Source organism: Bradyrhizobium diazoefficiens, from assembly GCF_016616235.1.
GTDB classification, from domain to species: domain Bacteria; phylum Pseudomonadota; class Alphaproteobacteria; order Rhizobiales; family Xanthobacteraceae; genus Bradyrhizobium; species Bradyrhizobium diazoefficiens_H.
Map to the genome: position 1 here is coordinate 6,231,457 of NZ_CP067100.1, position 18,038 is coordinate 6,249,494.

The 18,038-nt window shown below is 60.8% G+C and carries 17 protein-coding genes; 11 read left to right on the plus strand and 6 right to left on the minus strand.

Translation table 11 applies throughout. From position 1 onward, the window contains the following. The first annotated feature begins 724 nt into the window (after nt 1–724). A complete protein-coding gene (locus JJB99_RS29655; RefSeq protein WP_200495774.1) occupies nt 725–952 on the plus strand; it encodes a hypothetical protein in 228 nt (75 codons plus the stop codon). A 20-nt stretch (nt 953–972) separates the two neighbouring features. Here JJB99_RS29655 and JJB99_RS29660 read toward each other — a convergent pair whose 3' ends face one another. Further along, on the minus strand, nt 973–1,227 hold the full coding sequence (locus tag JJB99_RS29660; protein WP_246775024.1) for a hypothetical protein: 255 nt from the start codon (nt 1,225–1,227) through the stop codon (nt 973–975). A 168-nt stretch (nt 1,228–1,395) separates the two neighbouring features. On the opposite strand from JJB99_RS29660, the gene JJB99_RS29665 reads away from it, so the two are divergent. Further along, nucleotides 1,396–2,511, plus strand: coding sequence for a hypothetical protein (locus JJB99_RS29665; protein WP_200495775.1), 1,116 nt, complete (start codon nt 1,396–1,398; stop codon nt 2,509–2,511). 84 nt (nt 2,512–2,595) lie between these two features. Next, a complete protein-coding gene (locus JJB99_RS29670) occupies nt 2,596–2,826 on the plus strand; it encodes a hypothetical protein (protein WP_200495776.1) in 231 nt (76 codons plus the stop codon). A 73-nt stretch (nt 2,827–2,899) separates the two neighbouring features. Here JJB99_RS29670 and JJB99_RS29675 read toward each other — a convergent pair whose 3' ends face one another. After that, on the minus strand, nt 2,900–3,265 hold the full coding sequence (locus JJB99_RS29675; RefSeq protein WP_200495777.1) for a hypothetical protein: 366 nt from the start codon (nt 3,263–3,265) through the stop codon (nt 2,900–2,902). A 14-nt stretch (nt 3,266–3,279) separates the two neighbouring features. Then, nucleotides 3,280–4,302, minus strand: a complete 1,023-nt coding sequence (locus JJB99_RS29680; protein WP_200495778.1) for an NAD-dependent epimerase — start codon at nt 4,300–4,302, stop codon at nt 3,280–3,282. A 302-nt stretch (nt 4,303–4,604) separates the two neighbouring features. Between JJB99_RS29680 and JJB99_RS29685 the strand changes: the two genes are divergently transcribed. The 7 genes from JJB99_RS29685 (at nt 4,605) to JJB99_RS29715 (ending at nt 13,289) form a co-directional block, all read left to right on the plus strand. Continuing rightward, nucleotides 4,605–5,306, plus strand: coding sequence for a class I SAM-dependent methyltransferase (locus JJB99_RS29685; protein ID WP_200495779.1), 702 nt, complete (start codon nt 4,605–4,607; stop codon nt 5,304–5,306). A gap of 352 nt (nt 5,307–5,658) precedes the next feature. After that, on the plus strand, nt 5,659–6,726 hold the full coding sequence (locus tag JJB99_RS29690; protein ID WP_200495780.1) for an acyltransferase family protein: 1,068 nt from the start codon (nt 5,659–5,661) through the stop codon (nt 6,724–6,726). Nucleotides 6,727–7,460: 734 nt separating this feature from the next. After that, on the plus strand, nt 7,461–7,667 hold the full coding sequence (locus JJB99_RS29695) for a hypothetical protein (RefSeq protein ID WP_200495781.1): 207 nt from the start codon (nt 7,461–7,463) through the stop codon (nt 7,665–7,667). Between the two features lie 435 nt (nt 7,668–8,102). Next, a complete protein-coding gene (locus JJB99_RS29700; protein ID WP_200495782.1) occupies nt 8,103–9,425 on the plus strand; it encodes an O-antigen ligase family protein in 1,323 nt (440 codons plus the stop codon). A 112-nt stretch (nt 9,426–9,537) separates the two neighbouring features. Beyond that, complete coding sequence (locus tag JJB99_RS29705) at nt 9,538–10,710, plus strand: acyltransferase family protein (RefSeq protein ID WP_200495783.1); 1,173 nt, start codon at nt 9,538–9,540, stop codon at nt 10,708–10,710. Between the two features lie 51 nt (nt 10,711–10,761). Next, nucleotides 10,762–11,898 carry an acyltransferase family protein gene (locus JJB99_RS29710; RefSeq protein WP_200495784.1) on the plus strand — a complete coding sequence of 379 codons (1,137 nt, stop codon included), beginning with the start codon at nt 10,762–10,764 and terminating at the stop codon, nt 11,896–11,898. A 209-nt stretch (nt 11,899–12,107) separates the two neighbouring features. Next, nucleotides 12,108–13,289, plus strand: coding sequence for an acyltransferase family protein (locus tag JJB99_RS29715; RefSeq protein WP_200495785.1), 1,182 nt, complete (start codon nt 12,108–12,110; stop codon nt 13,287–13,289). A 12-nt stretch (nt 13,290–13,301) separates the two neighbouring features. On the opposite strand, the gene JJB99_RS29720 is transcribed toward JJB99_RS29715, so the two are convergent. From JJB99_RS29720 to JJB99_RS29730, 3 genes are all read right to left on the minus strand, one after another. Further along, nucleotides 13,302–14,468, minus strand: a complete 1,167-nt coding sequence (locus JJB99_RS29720) for an acyltransferase family protein (RefSeq protein ID WP_200495786.1) — start codon at nt 14,466–14,468, stop codon at nt 13,302–13,304. Nucleotides 14,469–14,569: 101 nt separating this feature from the next. Further along, on the minus strand, nt 14,570–15,721 hold the full coding sequence (locus JJB99_RS29725) for a glycosyltransferase family 4 protein (RefSeq protein ID WP_200495787.1): 1,152 nt from the start codon (nt 15,719–15,721) through the stop codon (nt 14,570–14,572). Then, entirely contained in the window at nt 15,718–16,893 is a 1,176-nt protein-coding gene (locus JJB99_RS29730) for a glycosyltransferase family 9 protein (protein ID WP_200495788.1), read from the minus strand. The genes JJB99_RS29725 and JJB99_RS29730 overlap by 4 nt, the downstream gene beginning before the upstream one ends. A 158-nt stretch (nt 16,894–17,051) precedes the next feature. Between JJB99_RS29730 and JJB99_RS29735 the strand changes: the two genes are divergently transcribed. Then, nucleotides 17,052–17,963, plus strand: a complete 912-nt coding sequence (locus JJB99_RS29735; protein ID WP_246775025.1) for a phosphatase PAP2 family protein — start codon at nt 17,052–17,054, stop codon at nt 17,961–17,963. The last annotated feature ends 75 nt before the right edge of the window (nt 17,964–18,038 follow it).

Genomic DNA, 18,038 nt, shown 5'->3' on the forward strand with positions numbered 1-18,038 from the left:
AAACAGCATTCGGAATCTCGCAGACCGCCTCGCGCCTTCGGGGAATGCATAACCTAAAATTCCAAAAATGGGCGGCCTACGGCAATATAATACCTCACACCCGCCTCGGCCCCCTTCACCTTCACACCGTTTGTCGTTATGGCGCTCATGCAGTTGACGAGGGTTCGGTCCTATCCGGCCCAGTGCCGCGGGGGACCTACGTCAGATGCGTTTCATACCGACTGATTGAGATTCCAGGGCGCCGCCATCTGCGCAAAGGCGAAGGAGCCACCGCAAGCGCCGCCGCATCGCGCAGCAAAGGTTTTTCGTGTTTGGTTATGTCAGAGGCCCTCATGGACGGACGCCGCCGGATCCCTCCGTCTGGCACCCATGGCGACTGTTCCTGCCGGCGCGGGATCCGGAAGGATATCTTGTCATCGGCTCCGTCTGGCGGCGCAGAGCGGGCGCCACCTGGCAATACAAGTCGAGAACCACGTCCATCCTGGCGAAGATTTACGAGCGCGAACGTCCAGATTCCTACGATCAGTGGCACAAGTGGAACTTGCTCGGCTGGCCGACGCGGTCCGTCGAGGGCCAGATCCTGCTCGGCAGGGTGTGGCGCCGGCGTCGCGACGGCAAATGGGAATACCGGAACCGATCCGACGAGACGGATCGGATTCCCGGCGATTGGTAAATGATAAGGCAAAACATGCGGGAATGGCATCCTCCGATAAAGACATCGCGAATGGCAGTGGCGGCACTGCTCACATGCATTGCCTCGGGCGGCTTGTCGGCCGCCGTCGCGGGGCCGAGCCCGGAGGTCGCACGCAAGTGCATGCGCTTGTCCTACATTGCCTATCCCTACAAGCGGCCAGGCTCGGTCAAGATGAGCGGCGACCGGCAGTCGTACTTCCGCGACTGCATGGCCAAGGAAGGCAACGTGCCAGAACCGACACCACCCAAAGCGTCCTGACCGGGCGCACGCGCCACCCGTCACTTGCTGCTGTCATCGACCTTGCCGTTGTTGGCAACGCACTTGTTGAAATAGGCCTGTTGATCGCGTCCCGAGCCCTTGACACTGCCTGCGGCCGGATTGCCAGGCTCACGCGGCGGGAATTGCTTCGTGGTGAGCGCTTTGCAGGTTCTGGCCAGTTGAGCGTCGATCGCCGAGGCGTGCTCGGTGGTCGACAGACCGGCAAGACAGGCCACGGCAAGTATCGCGCCGCCGAATCTCATTCTCGTATACATTGTCCCCTCCTTGCGCAGGGCGGAGCCGAGAGCGCCAACCCTTCCGATATCCCCTCTTTGAAAATGGGGCGGCAAGCTGACATTCTACGCATTCCCGGCCATTGTTGCATCCCAATGTGCACGAGGGTCTCGGCCGGCTGAGGCATGGACGAGGCAAACTGGATCGATATGAGTTCGAGAGACCTGCAACCGACCAATGAAGAGACAGCCGAGCCGGCCTCCACCGAGGTCCAGTTCGCGCTGGTCATCGCGCGCATGCTCGAGACGGTGAAGACCCATCCCGAGCACATGCGCCAGCTTGTCTACGATCTGGCCCGCTACAAGCTCCAGGAGCAATTCACCCACACCGATGCCAAGGAGGTGCGGCGGTCCAAGCAGGCCCTGGAAGCTGCGATTCGCGGCGTCGAGGAGTTTTCGCGACAACAGGTCGACCTGCCGCCGCCGGCCGATGCCCCGGCACTCGCCGCCCCGGAGCCGCCGCCGCGGCGCCAGCCGACGCTTCGGGAGCTTGCGGGGGCGACCTCGCCCGCCGACATCGAGATCAGCCATGCCCCTCCCCTGGCGCGTCACGCGCTATGGTCGGTGATGGGACGTACGGCCGCGGTGTTGCTTGTTGTCGGTCTGGCGGTGCTCGCCGTCCAGCAGCGGGAGCGCCTGGCCTCATTCGCGGGATATGTTGCGCGCGGCGAACGGCAGGCTGCTCCGGCACCGCCGCCCGCCGTTGCGGTCGCCCCTGCGCCGCCTGCGAAGCCGAAGGCGGTGCGCCCGACGGATTACGGGGTCTATGCGCTGATCGACGACAAGGAGCTCTCCGAGCTGCATCTGCTGCCCGGCCGTGCGCCTGACGCCCGGGTCGCGGTCTCGGCGGCGTTCAAGATCCCCGACCAGGCCGGCCTGCCGAACGGCCGTCCCAAGTTCATCGTATTCCGGCGCGAAGCCGCGAGCAACGTGCCGGAACGCGTCGAGGTTCGCGTGGTCGCCAAGATTGCGCGCGAGTTCTCGGCCGAAGCGACGGCGAAGAAGCCCGATCCCGGCGGCGATGCCTGGGTGATCCGCAACTTCTCCTACCCGTTCCGCGCTTCGCCGATTCCGGACAATGCGGAGATGTACGAGGTGCACAGCGAGGATCCAGCGCTGGAATTGCCGCCCGGCAGTTATGCGCTGATCCTGAAGGCACAGTCTTACTATTTCAGCGTCAGCGGCGAGGTTCGCGATCCGCGTCAATGCATCGAACGGATCGTCGCCGCCAACGGCACGTTTTATACCGATTGCAAGAAACTGTAGCGAAACTGTAGCGCTCTTCCCAAACACGGGTTCCGGTCCCACTTAATCCGAAAGCAGCGCCTTGCGCGCGCGATGGAGGAAACGATGCAGGTCAAATCATTTGTGATCGCCGCGACCGTGCTGGCGCTGGCCGCGCCCGCACTGGCGCAAGCCGGGCAGAAGACCAACCGGCCGCAGACCAACAACTCGAATCAGTCGCGAACACCCGTTGCGACGCAGCCGAGCAACAATCCGTTCAGCAATCCGATCGGCCAGGGCGTGCCGCCGGCATCGTCCGCCAATCCCAATCTGAACAGCAACCGGACCTATCGCTGATGGTTGAGGCGGGCGAGCTTGCCCGCCATCAAACAATTCTTTGCAGAATGCTGATCTTTGCAGCGTGCTGAATCTATTGTGAGGTGACATCGACTTCGATCAGCGATGTTCCGCCGACATGGAGCGCGGTTCCCGCGATCTCGATCTTGAACGAATCGCTTCCTTGTGCGTCCGCGCTGGAAAAATAGCGGAAAGCGGGCCCCTGGATCACCAGCCGTCCGAATTTCGGCGGCTCGATGATCGCGATCCTGTCGATCAGGATCGTCGACCAGCGCAAGCCCTGGATGCATTCGGCCCCGGCCCTGATCTTGAACGACCAGCGCACGGTCTCCGATTTCAGCGTGAACGGCTGCGGATGCAGGATGCAGGTTCCTCCCGCCATGGCGGGCTGCGAGGCTGCGCCCAGCATGAGCGCTGCGGCTGCGATTGCGGACTTCATCGGCGGCATCGCTGTCAGGAATGATAGGTCCGATACCACGCCACGAAGCGCGCGATGCCGTCTTCGATCGAGGTCGAGGGCCGGAAATCGATCTCGCGCGCGAGATCGTCGACGTCGGCATAAGTTGCGGGAACATCGCCAGCCTGCATCGGCAGCAGTTCCTTCTGCGCAATCCTGCCCAATTCCTTCTCCAGCAGCGCCACGATCTTGTTCAGCTCCTCGGGCTGGTTGTTGCCGATGTTGTAGACGCGCCAGGGCGCGCTGCTTGAACCCGGATCGGGTGCGGCCCCGGTCCTCTTGGGCAGCCCCTGCGGCGGATGGTCGAGCAGCTTGACGACCGCCTTGGCGACGTCGTCCACGAAGGTGAAGTCGCGGCGCATGTCGCCGCCGTTGAACAGCTTGATCGGCCGCCCCTCCACGATTGCCTTGGTGAAGGAATAGATCGCCATGTCCGGCCGGCCCCAGGGACCATAGACGGTGAAGAAGCGCAATCCGGTCGCCGGCAGGCGATAGAGATGGCTGTAGGCGTGGGCCATCAGCTCGTTCGCCTTCTTGGTCGCCGCATAGAAGCTGACGGGGTGGTCGACATTGTCGTGGACCGAGAACGGCATCTTGGTGTTGGCGCCGTACACCGAGGAGGAGGACGCATACAGCAGGTGCCGGCAGCCATTGTGACGGCAGCCTTCCAGCACGTTCATGAAGCCTTCGAGATTGGCATCGACATAGGCGCGCGGATTATCGATGGAGTAGCGCACGCCGGCCTGGGCTGCGAGGTGAACCACCCGCGCAAAGCGGTGGCTCTCGAACAGGCGCGCCATCCCGGCGCGGTCGGCCAGGTCGAGCCTGGCGAAGGCGAAATTCGGATCGTTTTTGAGGACGTTGAGCCGCGCCTCTTTCAGCGCCGGATCGTAATAGTCGTTGAGATTGTCGAGCCCGACCACCGGCACGCCGGCGTGGAGCAGGATCTGCGTGACATGGAAGCCAATGAAACCGGCAGCGCCGGTGACCAGAACGGCGGAAGATTCAGCTTTGTCCATTCACCCTGTCCAATTCGCTGCACGCAAGGAGCGCCAGGCGCGGGCATAGAACAGTGACATGACAAATGTTGTCAATGCGCGGCGGGCATCGGAAGGAACCAAAAGAATGAATGGATGAGTCGAAGATGCTTCAATGGGAATGAGCGGGATTAAAGGGATGACATCGAGATGACATATATCCGATCGGGCCGAGCCTAAATTTAGAGCACGCGGAACTGCGTCATCGCCTCGCTTGCGCCTCAACTTCAGCGATACTCGCCGGCTGCATTCGAACTCGCTGCGAAGAGGGGGAGCAGATGCAAGTGAAGGCCCAGGTTCTCGCAATCACCGACAAGCTGATCAAGAGGACGGCAGAAAACCTTCCTCTTCACAAGAAGCGAGGTGACAGCTTCGACGTCATTGAGGTTGCCTTCCTCAAGGCGGCGATGCAGAGCGCCGACTATTACGAACAGCACCTCCTCACTGCGCCGAGTTTCAACTCCGACCTCGATCTGCTCTCCGCCGCTGTCGCGCTGGCGCCGCCTCATGGCCTGTTCATGGAATTCGGCGTTGCGAGCGGGCGCACGATCAGCCACATCGCCAGGGAGAACCCGTCGACGTCCATCTACGGCTTCGACTCCTTCGAGGGCCTGCCGGAGGATTGGCGAAGCGGCTATCTGAAGGGACGCTTCGCCGGCGACCTGCCGCCGGTGCCGAACAACGTGACCCTCATCAAGGGCTGGTTCAACGAGACCCTGCCCGGCTTTCTCAAGGAACATAACGAAAGAGTCTCGCTGTTGCACGTCGACTGCGACCTCTACTCGTCGACCAAGTGCATTCTCGACCTGCTCACCGACCGGATCGCGAGCGGCACCGTGATCGTGTTCGATGAATTCTGGAATTACCCGGGCTGGCAGGACCACGAGGTCAAGGCCTTCGACGAGTTCAAGGCCAGGACCGGCCTCGATGCAAAGCCGCTCGGCTTCGTCCGGAGCCACCAGCAGGTGGGATTTGTGGTGGTGTAAGGGCAGCGCTATCGGACGACAAAATGCGACACTGCAATGACCACGGCTTTGCGGATAGGCCGAAGTCATTGCCGGCTAATGGCCCGGACGGTATCGGAAGCCCACCAAATCCAGCCTCGTTAGGGATGCCTGCCTTTCGCGCAGCCATTACCTACGAACTTGCTCGTCAGGAGTTTGAGGTCAAGCGACGCTCCCCTGGGCAAAGACGCACTCGGCGCTAGTTGCCCGCTCCCAAGTGTCTGGAATCAACCATGCCGGCAAGAGGACCTGGTATCCAGGCTTCCCTTAGGAGGCAGTCCTTTGCTAGGCTTTTCCGGATCGTTAACAATTATTTCGAAAGCCAAATCCCTAAGTGTCCGAAAAGCTTAATACTCTGGACGGCATGCGAGGCATTGCCGCCATCTCGGTTTTGTTGCTGCACATCGGCAATTGGGTCGAGCACCGCTGGATTTTTTCGCACGGCTACCTTGCGGTAGATTTCTTCTTTTGCCTGAGCGGCTTCGTGATGGCTCACGCCTATGGTGAGCGGCTCACGTCGCGGATGTCGTTCAAGGAATTTGCCCTCCAGCGGTTCATCCGCTTGTACCCGGTGATCCTTCTTGGGATGACGCTGGGCGCGCTCTACTACACGGCGCTGGTCACGCTCACCAGATATCCTCATCCGTTTGGCGTGAACGACATCGGGATCGCTTTTGCGCTCAACGTGTTTCTGATCCCGTTCTACTTGGTGCCGAGCGTCGTCAGCATCGGCATCTATCCGTTGAATTCGCCGTTCTGGTCGATTTTCTTCGAGATTGTGGCCAACCTGATCTGGGCGCGTTTCCTGGTCCGCGTTCCGCCGACCATCATGTTCGGAGTCGCAGCGCTGCTCGGCCTGATCCTGTTTCCATTCTATGAAAGGCTCGAGGGGGGTGCGCTGATCGACCAATTCTGGATTGGACTGCTGCGTGTCATCGTGGGCTTTAGCGCTGGACTGTTCGTTCACAAACTCTTTGTCGATGGGCGCATGCGCGAAGTCGCGGTAAATCCCTTCGTCTTGCTCGCGATCCTATTTGCTCTGTTCGCCATGCCGAACGTCGTCGGTGTCTGGTACGACATGGCGTGCACATTGCTGATTTTCCCCTCGCTCGTACTGTTCGGAGCGCGGGCAAAGGCGAGCGGAAAATCGGTGCTGGAATGGCTCGGAGCGATCTCTTATCCGCTCTACGGAACGCACCGACCACTCTGCTTGCTGCTCATCTTTGTGGTCGGCCCGCGATTGCCGGGTGATCTCAAGGTTCTGGCCACCATCGTGCTGAGCCTGGTCGTGTCGATTGCCGTGGCTCACTTGATATTCGACTATTTCGACGAGCCGATCCGAAAAGTCCTTCGCGAGCGACTGTTGGGCAGGAGGCTGAGGCCTGCTACTGCGGGCTCGTGAGCTTCAACGGCGCTTCAGGGAGCATACGAACGTAGAACAGTGCCTCGTTTGGGGGCGCCAAAAGTTCTTTCATCGCCTCAAGAAGGACGCTCAGGCTCATAATGTAGGCAACGCTTTGAGCCGCTGCGCTTCTCCTGACTAAACTTTGCTGCCGAATGGGCGGGAGCCCTGCTCTACGCTTGTTCTGGTGACGCTTCGTTGAGAATCCCCATCCTCAGCCGCAGGCCTATCATCATTGTAGCGATCAAAGGGTAAAGGGGCGCGCTGGGTCGCCGCGCTATTGTTTCGCAGGAGACTTCCATCGCACCCGCAGACCGGCTGCCGCCCATATTTCGCGACCGAAGCCCTTAGAACAAGAAATACAATCTCAGGAAGAGTTCTGTGTTTTCGGGCCAATCGTCCAGTCAGATCAAGCAAAGTCGATTGGCACAGCGAAACGTAGAGGAGAAAGAAGTCCGGCCTTAAGATTTGACGGTACTAAAATACCGCTAATGCTACTTTCCTCCGTAAAATCCCACACTTGTCCGTTTCTCCCGAATGTCGCATGCTCGCCCGCAAAGCTAGGGGGAAATCATTTGTGCTCTGTTCGATAGCAATTGCTTCAGTAATCGTTTTGCTCGCACTAGTTGTTCCAATAAATTCGAGCGGTGATCATAGCGGCGGGCTAGCGCCTCTGAGCCGGAACGATGAGTGCTCAGGCGGAGCTCCGTGGTCGCTCTCTCCGAAATGCCATCATGCTTAAACTTCTGAAGCGAGTTTACGATCGCGAACCGCCGGCTTCTCCCACCGACTGGCATCATTGGCGCGCCTTCGTCCCCGTGCGGACGCCGGAGGGGCATTGGACCATGGGCCGCGTTTGGCGCAAGAAAGCGCTCGACGGACGATGGCTCTACAAAGAGCGGCCAGAGCATCCGGAAGACTTCATCGATCAAGCCCTCTGAGGAACAAGCCGATCCTCAAAGTGGAACATGCAAGAAAATGCCGAAGTCAGCACTTGCACTGCGTGATCGTCCATCTCTCGGCATAGCTGAGCGCACAAACTAGAGCGAAAGTTACCCGTCTTTCGCTGATCAATTCAGCTTGAAAAGGCAGAGACGACGTCCGTCTTAATCATAAATTGGCGGCCTGTGCCTCGCTTGCGACATGGTTGACTGCTGAACAGGCAGCGAATGCTTATTCCGCTCGCTTCCAGCTGTTTGATTCCGTTACGGAACTGGAATATCCCTGACATACGTCCGCCGCTATTGTGTCGGTTATTCGATTAACGAAACGGCCGTGGCGTCGGTGTTAGGCCTGCACGCTACCGTGTTTGCGGGCGGCTCGCATGTTCCATGATGCGCCCTTAGAGAACCAGCCGTTTTTGCTGTGAGACAAAAATGACGTACGGTCTTCGCTTGCCACGCTCAGAGTTTCGCTCCTCGACCCAGACCGTCGATCTCTTCGCCGTCTTATCCCCTTGTGTCGCCTTTACGTTTGGATTCTGCATCCAATTCAATGTTCTGACAAACACCTTCAATCTGCCCATCCTGCGGTTCAGCGACGGATTGATGTTCCTCTTGCTTCCGCTTGTTTTCATCGTGGTCGGCATCGGTAGAACCGTTCGCGATGGCTTACTCTATTTCGTCGTGCTGTGCGTCATGGTGGTCGCTACCCTGCTGGGGAAGACGGCCGTCGATCAAGGTGACATCTACATGACGCTCATCTTCTTCCTCACGTCGACCTTCGCTTTTTTTCTTGTCGAGGTTGCGCAGGATGAAAAGGTGCTGGTGTGGCTCGCCGCCGGCATCCTGCTTGGATTGCTACCCTCGCTTGGCGTCTTATTCCTCCAGGCCAGCGGCGTTGCGGGCTTGCAGACCATTGGGCTTGGTGTCCCTATCGACGAAACGACGAATCCCATGGCTGCGGGATTCGCAAAAACGAAGTTCGGCGGCATCTGGATTCACGGAAACGAGGCCGGCCATGTCTATGCGGTGGCCACGGCTTCCGCCTACTATCTCGCGTTCCGCTTCCGGCAGCCCCTTATCTACATTGCCTTTTATGCGCTTCTGGTTGCTAGCTTTGCCGTGACCCTCAATCGTTCCGGCCTCATCGCACCAACGGTCGCTCTGGTGTTTCTGTTCACACGTTTGGGCAGCTTTTCCCTTTACGTGCAGAGTGCGATCCTCGCCGTGGTCGGCTTAGCGATCCTGTTTTCATTGCCCAACGCTCCGGGGCTGGACACGCTATCAGATAGCCTTCAATCAAGGTTTGTCGAAGACAGCCATGCTGAAACGAACATCTTTGAGCGCGTGATGTCCAATATCCAAGGCTTTCAGGTTGCCTTGGAGCATCCGTTCGGCATTGGTTACAATCAGCGGCTCATTGAGATGGGTCAAAAGACCACCACCGGCATTGTCTCCGTTCACAACGGGATTCTCTCGCTTTCCTATCAAAGCGGCCTCGCGGTCAGTGTGCTTTACGTCGTTGCCTGCATATATCTGTTCATCAACCGGCGGACCGTGTCGCTCTTCTACCTGGTCACGACCGCGTTTACGGTGACCTCCATGTGCTTCGAGGAGGTCAACATCAACCCGTTCTTCATCTTCTCAGTCGCGCTGACCACTGTCGCGGCGTGGCTGCACTACTCAAAATCACAGCAGGTGAATGTGGCCCAACAAGCTCCACTGCTCCGGCCATTCGTCTTGCGCAAACAGTCATAGATGCACTCATGATCGCCGGCCGCGATTGGCTGAACAAAAAAGGTTTGCCCTTGGCAGTGCCAACGACTCGTGCAATCTGGCTCGTTCAATTACGAGGTGCAATACCGTCACCATGAGCAATGTCAAGCAGGGGGAAAGCGAAAGAGTTCTGGCACTCGTGGTGCTACGGGCCGTCGCTGCTTCGCTGATTGTTTTCCTGCACGCGCAGGAACTTGTCCGCTTGTATGCCGAGGCGCACGGCCGCACCTTCTCACCCTTCAAAATGTTGCCCCTTGGTGCAGGCGTGGACCTGTTCTTTGTGATCTCCGGCTTCGTCATCGTGTACGCATCGCGAAAATTGTTCGCAGCGCCGGGCGGACGGGCCGAGTTCCTGCGCCGACGGCTGATCCGCATCGTGCCGCTGTACTGGATGGCACTGACGCTGCGATTGATCGTGCTCGCCGTAGGGGCGGCCATGGGCGCCAAGGATTTTCCTGGAGCAGCCGCCATCGTCACCTCTTATCTTTTCATACCCTACGACTCCCTGGGATTTACCGCGGAGTATCCTTTCCCGATCCTCGACCTCGGATGGACGCTCAACTATGAGATGTTCTTCTACCTGTTGTTCGCCGTCTTCGTGCCGCTGCCGCGTGAGCGCGCCGTTGCGATGATTGTCGGCTGCCTCGCCGGCGGCGTCGTACTCGCCACAATCTTCCAGCCGGACCTATTGCAGCTCCGCTTCTGGTTGCGGCCAATTACGTGGGAATTTGCATTCGGCGCCCTTATCGCATTGATTTTCGTGCGAGGGATTGTTCTTCCCCCAATGGTGCGCGCGGCCATGATCGCCGCAGGACTGGCGATCTGGCTAGTCCCGATATCCTGGCTGGGAGACAATACCGGTCCGGGGTTCTACGGCTGGTCGCGTCTTTGTATTTGGGGCACCGGCGCCGTCCTGATCGCCGCGGCTGCCGTGCTCGGGCCTACCAGCTTGAGGTCGACATGGTCGAAGGTCATTTCCCTGCTGGGGGATTCATCTTACGCGCTGTATTTGCTCCACCCTTTCGTCTTTCTACTCGTCAAGGCCGCGCTGGCGATCGTACCGTTGCCTCCCGTACTTTACTGGCCAGTGGTGCTGGCGGCCTGTGGGCTTGCAGTCGTCGCCGCAGCGCTGTTCCACAGCATCGTTGAAAGGCCGCTCATTCTTCTGCTGAGAGAGATCACGAATCGCTCGCGATTGCTCTCTGGCGAGAAGGTGATCGCCGACGAAAAGGCAGTTCCCCTTCAAGGCGCCAGCGGATCACCATAGCCGCATCAATGCCAAGATGCTGATGCACCCTGCAAGAATGGAACGACTTGCGTGACGACAGCGAGAACGATCTTCTCAATTCAGATCCTGCGCGGCATCGCCGCGCTGTTTGTCGTCATCGGGCACGGCCAGGGCATGGCGCGCGAGCTCGCCGCGGCAACCGGACGGACGTTCACGACATGGACCCCCGTGCCCTGGGGCGTCGGCGTCGACCTGTTCTTCGTGATCTCCGGCTTCATCATCTTCTATTCCAGCGCGAAGTATGAGAGCGACGCGCAGCCGCGGCGCGCGTTCTACGCCCACCGGATCGCGCGACTGGTGCCGCTGTACTGGACCGCCACGGCGCTGTTCATCGCGCTGGTCGCGACCAAGAAGTCGCTGGGCTTCGCCCAGGCCGACGCCTTCCCCTCGGCCCGCGAGATCATCGCCTCGCTCGCCTTCCTGCCGCTCGACGGCACCGGCAGCAACGGCCTCGCCTTCCCGGTCTACGATCTCGGCTGGACCCTCAACTACGAAATGTACTTCTACACGCTGTTCGCGCTGTGCCTGACCTCGTCGCATCTCCGCTCCGCCGCGCGCGTGCTGTCCTGTCTCGGCGGCATCCTGCTGGTCGGCGCGCTGTTCGGGATCGACATGCTGCCGTTCTCGTTCTGGCGCCAGCCGATCGTGCTCGAATTCGCCTGCGGCATCGTCGTCGCGGTCGCGCTGCGCCAGGGCGTGTCGCTGCCGGCGCCGGCGCGCATCGCGCTGATCGTGGCCGGCGCCGTGCTGATCGTCTGGCTGCCGTTCGGGCAGCCCGAGGCCGTTGGCGGCACCTATCTGAACGGATGGAGCCGGTTCTATACGCTCGGCGTGCCCGCCGCGCTGATCATCGCCGGAGCCGCGCTCGGCCCGGACATCCGCAAGACGGCGCTGTCGGCGATCCCGCTCGAGGTCGGCGACGCCTCCTACTCGCTGTACCTGCTGCACCCGTTCGTCGGGTTCGTCGTCTCGATGGCCTACCGGCGCATCGGCGCGGTGCAGGCGCTGCCGCTGCCGCTGCTCGTCGGCGTGATGATCGTCGTCGCCGCGATCGTCGCAATCCTGTCATACCGGCTGTTCGAACGGCCGTCGGCGCGGATCGTGTCGCAATGGCTGATGCCGGGATCCGTGCGATCCGCAGCGCGCGTGGAGCGCGGCGCGCAATAGGATCCAGCGGCGGTGCCGGCGTTGCGGTTCCGATGGAACTGCACGCACAGGCATGAGTGCGTCTCACACCTGCGCCTCCTCGCCGATCGATGCTGCACTTCTGCCATCGCAGCGCACCCAAGCTGCCATCGCAGCGCACTCAAGCTGCCGCACTCCTCCGTCTTACTGCTTTCCAGCAACGACATTCGAAATTGCAGACGGAGTGCGGCGTGATCAACCGAATCCTCATGCTGGAGCCCAACGATACGATCTGTTCGGTTCTCGAGCGCAATCGCGGCAAGGGACCAAGCTTCGACGTGCTTCGCCTCCTCCTTGCCGTTGCGATATTTGTCCTCCACGCGCGTTGGGTCGCGGGCATGGCCGACGTGAGCGCTATGGGCAACGCAGTGGCGACCGGCGCGCCGGCAGCTCCGGCGGCTCCCGCCCCGACGGGTGCTGCAGTTCATCGCGAGATGCTGACATTGCCGCTGATGAAATCGCTCGTGCCGGCCTTCTTCGCCCTGAGCGGCTTTTTGGTTCTCGGCAGCGCGCTGCGCCTGCGGGCGACGTCGACGTTCCTGGCGCATCGCGGGCTGCGCATCTTTCCCGCCCTCGCGGTGGAGGTGATCTTCTGCGCCATACTGCTCGGGCCGATGCTCACGAGCCTGCCGCTCCAGCAATATTCCTCGGAGCCGCTGCTGTTCCGCTATTTCGGCAATGCGCTGGGCTTCGTCACCTATCATCTTCCGGGCGTGTTCGAGCAGAACCCCGTCTCCGGCGTCGTCAACGCGAGCCTCTGGACGCTGCCGTCCGAGTTCTACTGCTATGTGATCATCGCAGCATTGCTGCTCACCAGGGCCGCGTACAGCCGCACGTTCTTCGCGATCGGGCTGCTCGCGATCACTCTTAGCCTCGCCTACGCCCATTTCCTGTTCGAGATCTCGGCGCCGACGACGGGACACTATCCCGCGCATGTCATCGTCTATTATTTCTTCGTCGGCACGCTGCTCTATCACTATCGCGACCACATCCCGGTCAATGTCGGGCTGTTCCTGGCCTGCCTGGCTCTGGCCTATGTCGGCCTCGCCTTCGACCAACTGGCCTATCTCGCGCCGATCCCGCTGACCTATTGCACCATCTTCTTCGGACTGGTGCGGCTGCCGAAGCCGGCCTTCATCTCGCGCGGCGACTATTCCTACGGAATATACCTGTACAGCTTTCCCATCGCCCAAGCCTACATGGCGCTGATCCCCGAGTTGAAAGGACATGGCGGGCTGCTGATCGCGCTCGCCGGCATCAGCTCGTGCGTCTTTGCGGCGCTGTCCTGGCACCTGATCGAGCGGCGGACACTCGAGCTCAAGCAGCATCTGCCGCAGAGCTGGTTTCCGGTGACGTTGCGCGCGGCCGGCTGAGCGGCTGGGTCCTCAGCGCTCGAGCTCGGACGACACCGGCTGCGCGTTGAACGGACGCAGCGCGTCCTGTGCGACCACTTTCACCGGCAGCATCGCTTGAGTGCCGCGCGACAGCCGCCGGCGGACCACCTTGCCGAGTGCGATGAACGGTTCCTCGACCAGCGCGAACGTGATCGCCGAGGTCACGAAGGCGAGGCCCATGACCAGCACCAGCAGAAGGATGGAATGGAAGAGGTCGGCCGGCTTTCCGATCAGCGCGACCGCGACCCAGAGTGCGATGCCGTGGAACAGGTACAGGCCGTAGCTGATCTGGCCGGTGTAGACGAACGCGCGCGCGCCGAACAGGCGCAGGCGCAACGCGAGCAGGAACAGCGCCAGCGCGCCGATGGTGGATATGAAGACCGACAGCGGAGAAAGCCCCGGCGCGTAGCCGCCGAGCATCTGCCGGGCGAGGCAGACGAACACCATCACGACGACGAACAGGACCGGGCCCGACGCCGGGAGACGGAAGCCGTCCTTGCCCTGGGCGAGGCGGATGCCGTACCCCACGATCATCGCGAAGATGAACGATGCGGTGTACATGAGATCGGCGAGCGCCCGCGCAAACCGCATTCCGGGCGCGATGGCGAGCACGATCGCCAGCACGATGATCCCAGCGGCGGTCGCGAACATCACCAGCCGCATCCGGCTGGCCGATTGCAGGGCTCCAGCCAGGAAGAGCGCGACGCAGAGAAAATAGAAGAAGTGTTCGATCAGCAGCGTCCAGTAGGGATACAGGATGTTCTCGAATCCCAGCGGCATCTGGAACATGGTGAGATTTGCGACCGTCTGCGGCAGCGTCGGCATCTTATTGCCGAGCACGGCGGTGACGAGCAGTGCGAGGGCGATCGAGGTCCAGTAGAGCGGATAAAGGCGGAAGAACCGTCCCGCCGCGAAGCTCGCAATCGGTCTCGGCTGCCGCTCGATGCTGCTCGGGATCAGGAACCCGCTGATGAAGAAGAACACGATCACGCCAAACCGGCCGAAATTGACGTCGTTGGCGAAAATATAGGCGAGCGGCTCCGCGATCGAGGCGGCAGGCTTGTTGAGCGGCGTGAATTCGAGGCAGTGCTGGACGATCACCGCCGTGGCGGCAATTCCGCGCAGCCCGTCGATGGTCTGAGATCTTTGTGCCGCCATGAGTTGCATTCCGAAGCCACGAAACCAGAACAATGGGACCCGAGCCGGCGTAGCAAGTCCTATACCGGCAGCGCGCCCGCCCGGACACGATTTGATTGCGTTTACCTTACCTCAGCGAGCACGGCCCGCATGTCGCCGCAGGTCTTGTCGATATGAAAGCGCCGTGCGGCGGATATGCGGCCGGCCGCGGCCAAACGCACGGCAAGATCCGGGTCCGCCAGAAGACGCGAGATCGCCGCGGCGAGAGCCACCGGATCATCCGGGGCTACCAGCAGCCCGTCCTCGCCATCGGTGACGATCTCGTTGACGCCGCCGCCGCGCGTGGCGATCACGGGCCGGCCCGCCAGCATGCCCTCGACCACGACGCGGCCGAACGGCTCGGCATGCGTCGATGTGTGCAGCACGATGTCGACGCCGGCCATCAGGGCCGCGACGTCCTTCTGGAAGCCGGCAAAGCAGACCCGGCCCTCGAGCCCCTCCGTCCGCACCATCTGGCGCAGCTCGGCCTCATAGGCGTCCTGGCCGAACATCGCGCTGCCGACGATCAGCGCCTGCACGTCCGGCAGGCTGCGCAGCGCCTTCAGCAGCACGTGCTGACCCTTCCACGGCGTCAACCGGCCGAACAGGCCCACCAGCGGACCGTCTTTCAGGTCGAAGCGCCGACGCAACGTTGCACCGGCCTCCGCGCTCCCTTGCGGGTGCGCGGCCGGATCGAAGCCGCAATAGACGATCCTCACGCGATCGGCCTTGCCGCCGGCGGCAACGAACGCCTCGGCGCTCGCCCTGGAATTGGCGACCACGCGCGCGGCAAACAGATTGGCGAACAGCACTGCCGCGCGGCGCGTGTTACGGCTGAATGCCGGATCGGTGATGATGTCGTGGAGCACCCAGACCAGCGGCCGCCGCGCCAGCCGCGAAGCGAGAGCCGAAACGAACAGCGCCTTCTGCGAATTGGCGCAGACGACGTCATAATCCTTTGCGGCACGCGCCAGTGCGCGCGCGAGCGTAACGACACCGCCGGCAACGCTGATCAGCTTGAACGCAGACGCCTCGCGCCGCACCGTCAACACGCTGCTGCCGCCCGACAGCATGATCGGCTTGCGCCCCGCCGCCGCGAGATCCTGCACCATCGGCCCGTCGGCAAAGAAGCCGCCGTTCCAGCCCGCCGGCCCATGCGTGACGAGATCCAGCATGAAGAGCTCGGCACCGCCCTTCTCGGCAGTCTGGCTCACGAACAGCGCGGTCTCGGTCATAGCTGGGGAGCGATCGATTGGAAGACCTGGTCTGCCGTCACGCCTTTGAGACAGATCATGTGCTCGCAGCCGGTGGTCCGAAAACAGGGCGCACAGGGCGTGTTGTAGCGCAGGATGCGAGCATTGACGTTTGCAGGCCCGAACTGCCGATACTCGTTCGTGCCCGACATGATCACCGTGGACGGAATGCGAAACGCCGCCGCGACGTGTGAGGTCGAGGACTCCAGGCAGACGACGTGGCTGGCGCCGGCGATGAGCGCGACGAACTCGTCCCATGTGAGCTGGCCGCAGAGATTGATGATGGCCGACCCTACGTTCGCCTGAATGCGCTCGGCACGCTCGCGCTCGCGCTCGCCGGACCCAGCCAGCACGATCGAAACGCCCTGCTCGGCGAGATCGCTGGCGAGACTGATCCAACGATCATCGGGCCATTCCCTGAGCCTGTTTCCTGCCCCGGAGTGCAGAACAATATAAGGAGCCTGGGGAAGATCGGCGGCTGCCGGCGGAGGATAATAAGCCTGCAGAGGCTCGGACAAGGATGGATCGGGAAAAATCACCTTAAGCAGATCGCGCAAATAGTCGAGATAAGGTCGTCCCTCATGACGCCAGGTGACCGGGCGCGTAAGCAGCGGACCAAACCCGCCGCTGGTAAATCCGACCCGGATCGGAATCCGGGAAGCGAACAGCAGGAGTATAGCGTTCGGCAGGAACGGAAAGCACTCCATCCCGACATCATAGCGATCGCGACGGATCTCATTGACCGCATTGCTCCAGGTCAGCCTGTGCTCGAGGATCTTCTCCTTTCGCGATCGCGCCGACCGATCAAGCATGAAATGGTCGGCGAAGTAGGTCTTGTCATAGAGACCGGCTATTCCGTCCAACACAGGCTTTGCCCAGGATCCGACGACCAGGCCGATTCGGACTTCCGGCCTGTTCTGACGAATCCAATGCAGGGCCGGCAATGTCATGATGAGGTCACCGAGATGACCGCATTGAGACACCAGGATCGACTTGATCGCAATGGGCTGTGCAGGCTCGGCAGCGCTTCCGAACACGCTACAGAAACGGTCGATCACGGCCGTGAGCAGCGCAACGGACGGTCGGCGGGCCAGATAATGACCAATCATAGGAGGCCGAGGAGTCGGATAGGTGAGTTCGACTTTGCCCATCATCACAACCCGGCTACGCCTCTGGAAATGGCCGGACAATCCATTCGACCGCATAATATTGGCACCGTATATAAAGGACAATCGGCGCGGAACAGCTTTTCGTCCCTGATTATAGCGCGCAACTGGCCGAAAATCAGACAGCGCTCGCAGTATTGTGTAGGTTGGAAAGTCCGGCAGCAGTCGAATTGCGGGGCCATGAAGCCGTGCGCCATCGAATTTCCGCGATTTCGCCCGCCGTGCATCGCATTGCGAACACCATATGGCTCGGCTTTGACCGTTCCCCTATTGGCGTCATTAAAATCAAGTGGGTTCCGGATGATGGCGCCAGCGGCGGTGGAGTTGAATTGACGATGACCGGCAACGCGGACATCGAGATTCTTCAAGCTCTCAACCGGTTCTTCGTATTGAACGACCATGAAGGGAAATTCATTCTCGGCATCGCAGGAAATCCGCTATTCAGGGGCTTTCCGATCTTCTTTTCGCTCGCTGCCTTGTGGTTTTCTGTCGACTGCAACGCGCGACGCAGCCGAATGCTGTTGGGCCTGCTCGCAGCCTGTCTTGCCACTCTATTGTCAGTCTGGGTGCAACATCACTTCACCCCGCATGTCCGTCCCGTCTTGGATCCAGCTACTCGAATACGAATCTTCGACCCCAAGGGCCTGCTTGAGTGGTATCGGAAGGGCTCGTTCCCCAGCGATACAGCAACGCTTTATTTCTCGCTGGTTGCGATCATATTCCTGGAAAAAAGATTAGTCGGGATCCTTTGCTTCGTCTGGGCGTTCGTGACGGTTGGCGTTGCCCGGGTTGCTCTGGGACTTCATTATCCGAGCGACGTTCTCGGCGCGCTAGTTTTGGGACCGGGACTTGTCTGGCTGTTCGAAAGCATCCCGCAGCTTAGAACCTTGTCCGGGCGTGCGCTGGGGTTGTTCCAAACTCGTCCCTACATCGTACATGCGCTGGTAATTGTGTTCTTGGCCGAAGCTTACAACTTGCTTCTTGGATTGCAGGGCATCCTCACCGGTCTTTCAGAAATTGGCGCCCTGCTTTCGGCAGCTCTAACCAGCCGCTCGTAATTGCCGTCGTACAAGGCACGCGACGCGCCTGAATATCAGCTCGGACGAGCCCCTCGAGCGAGATAACACTTCGAA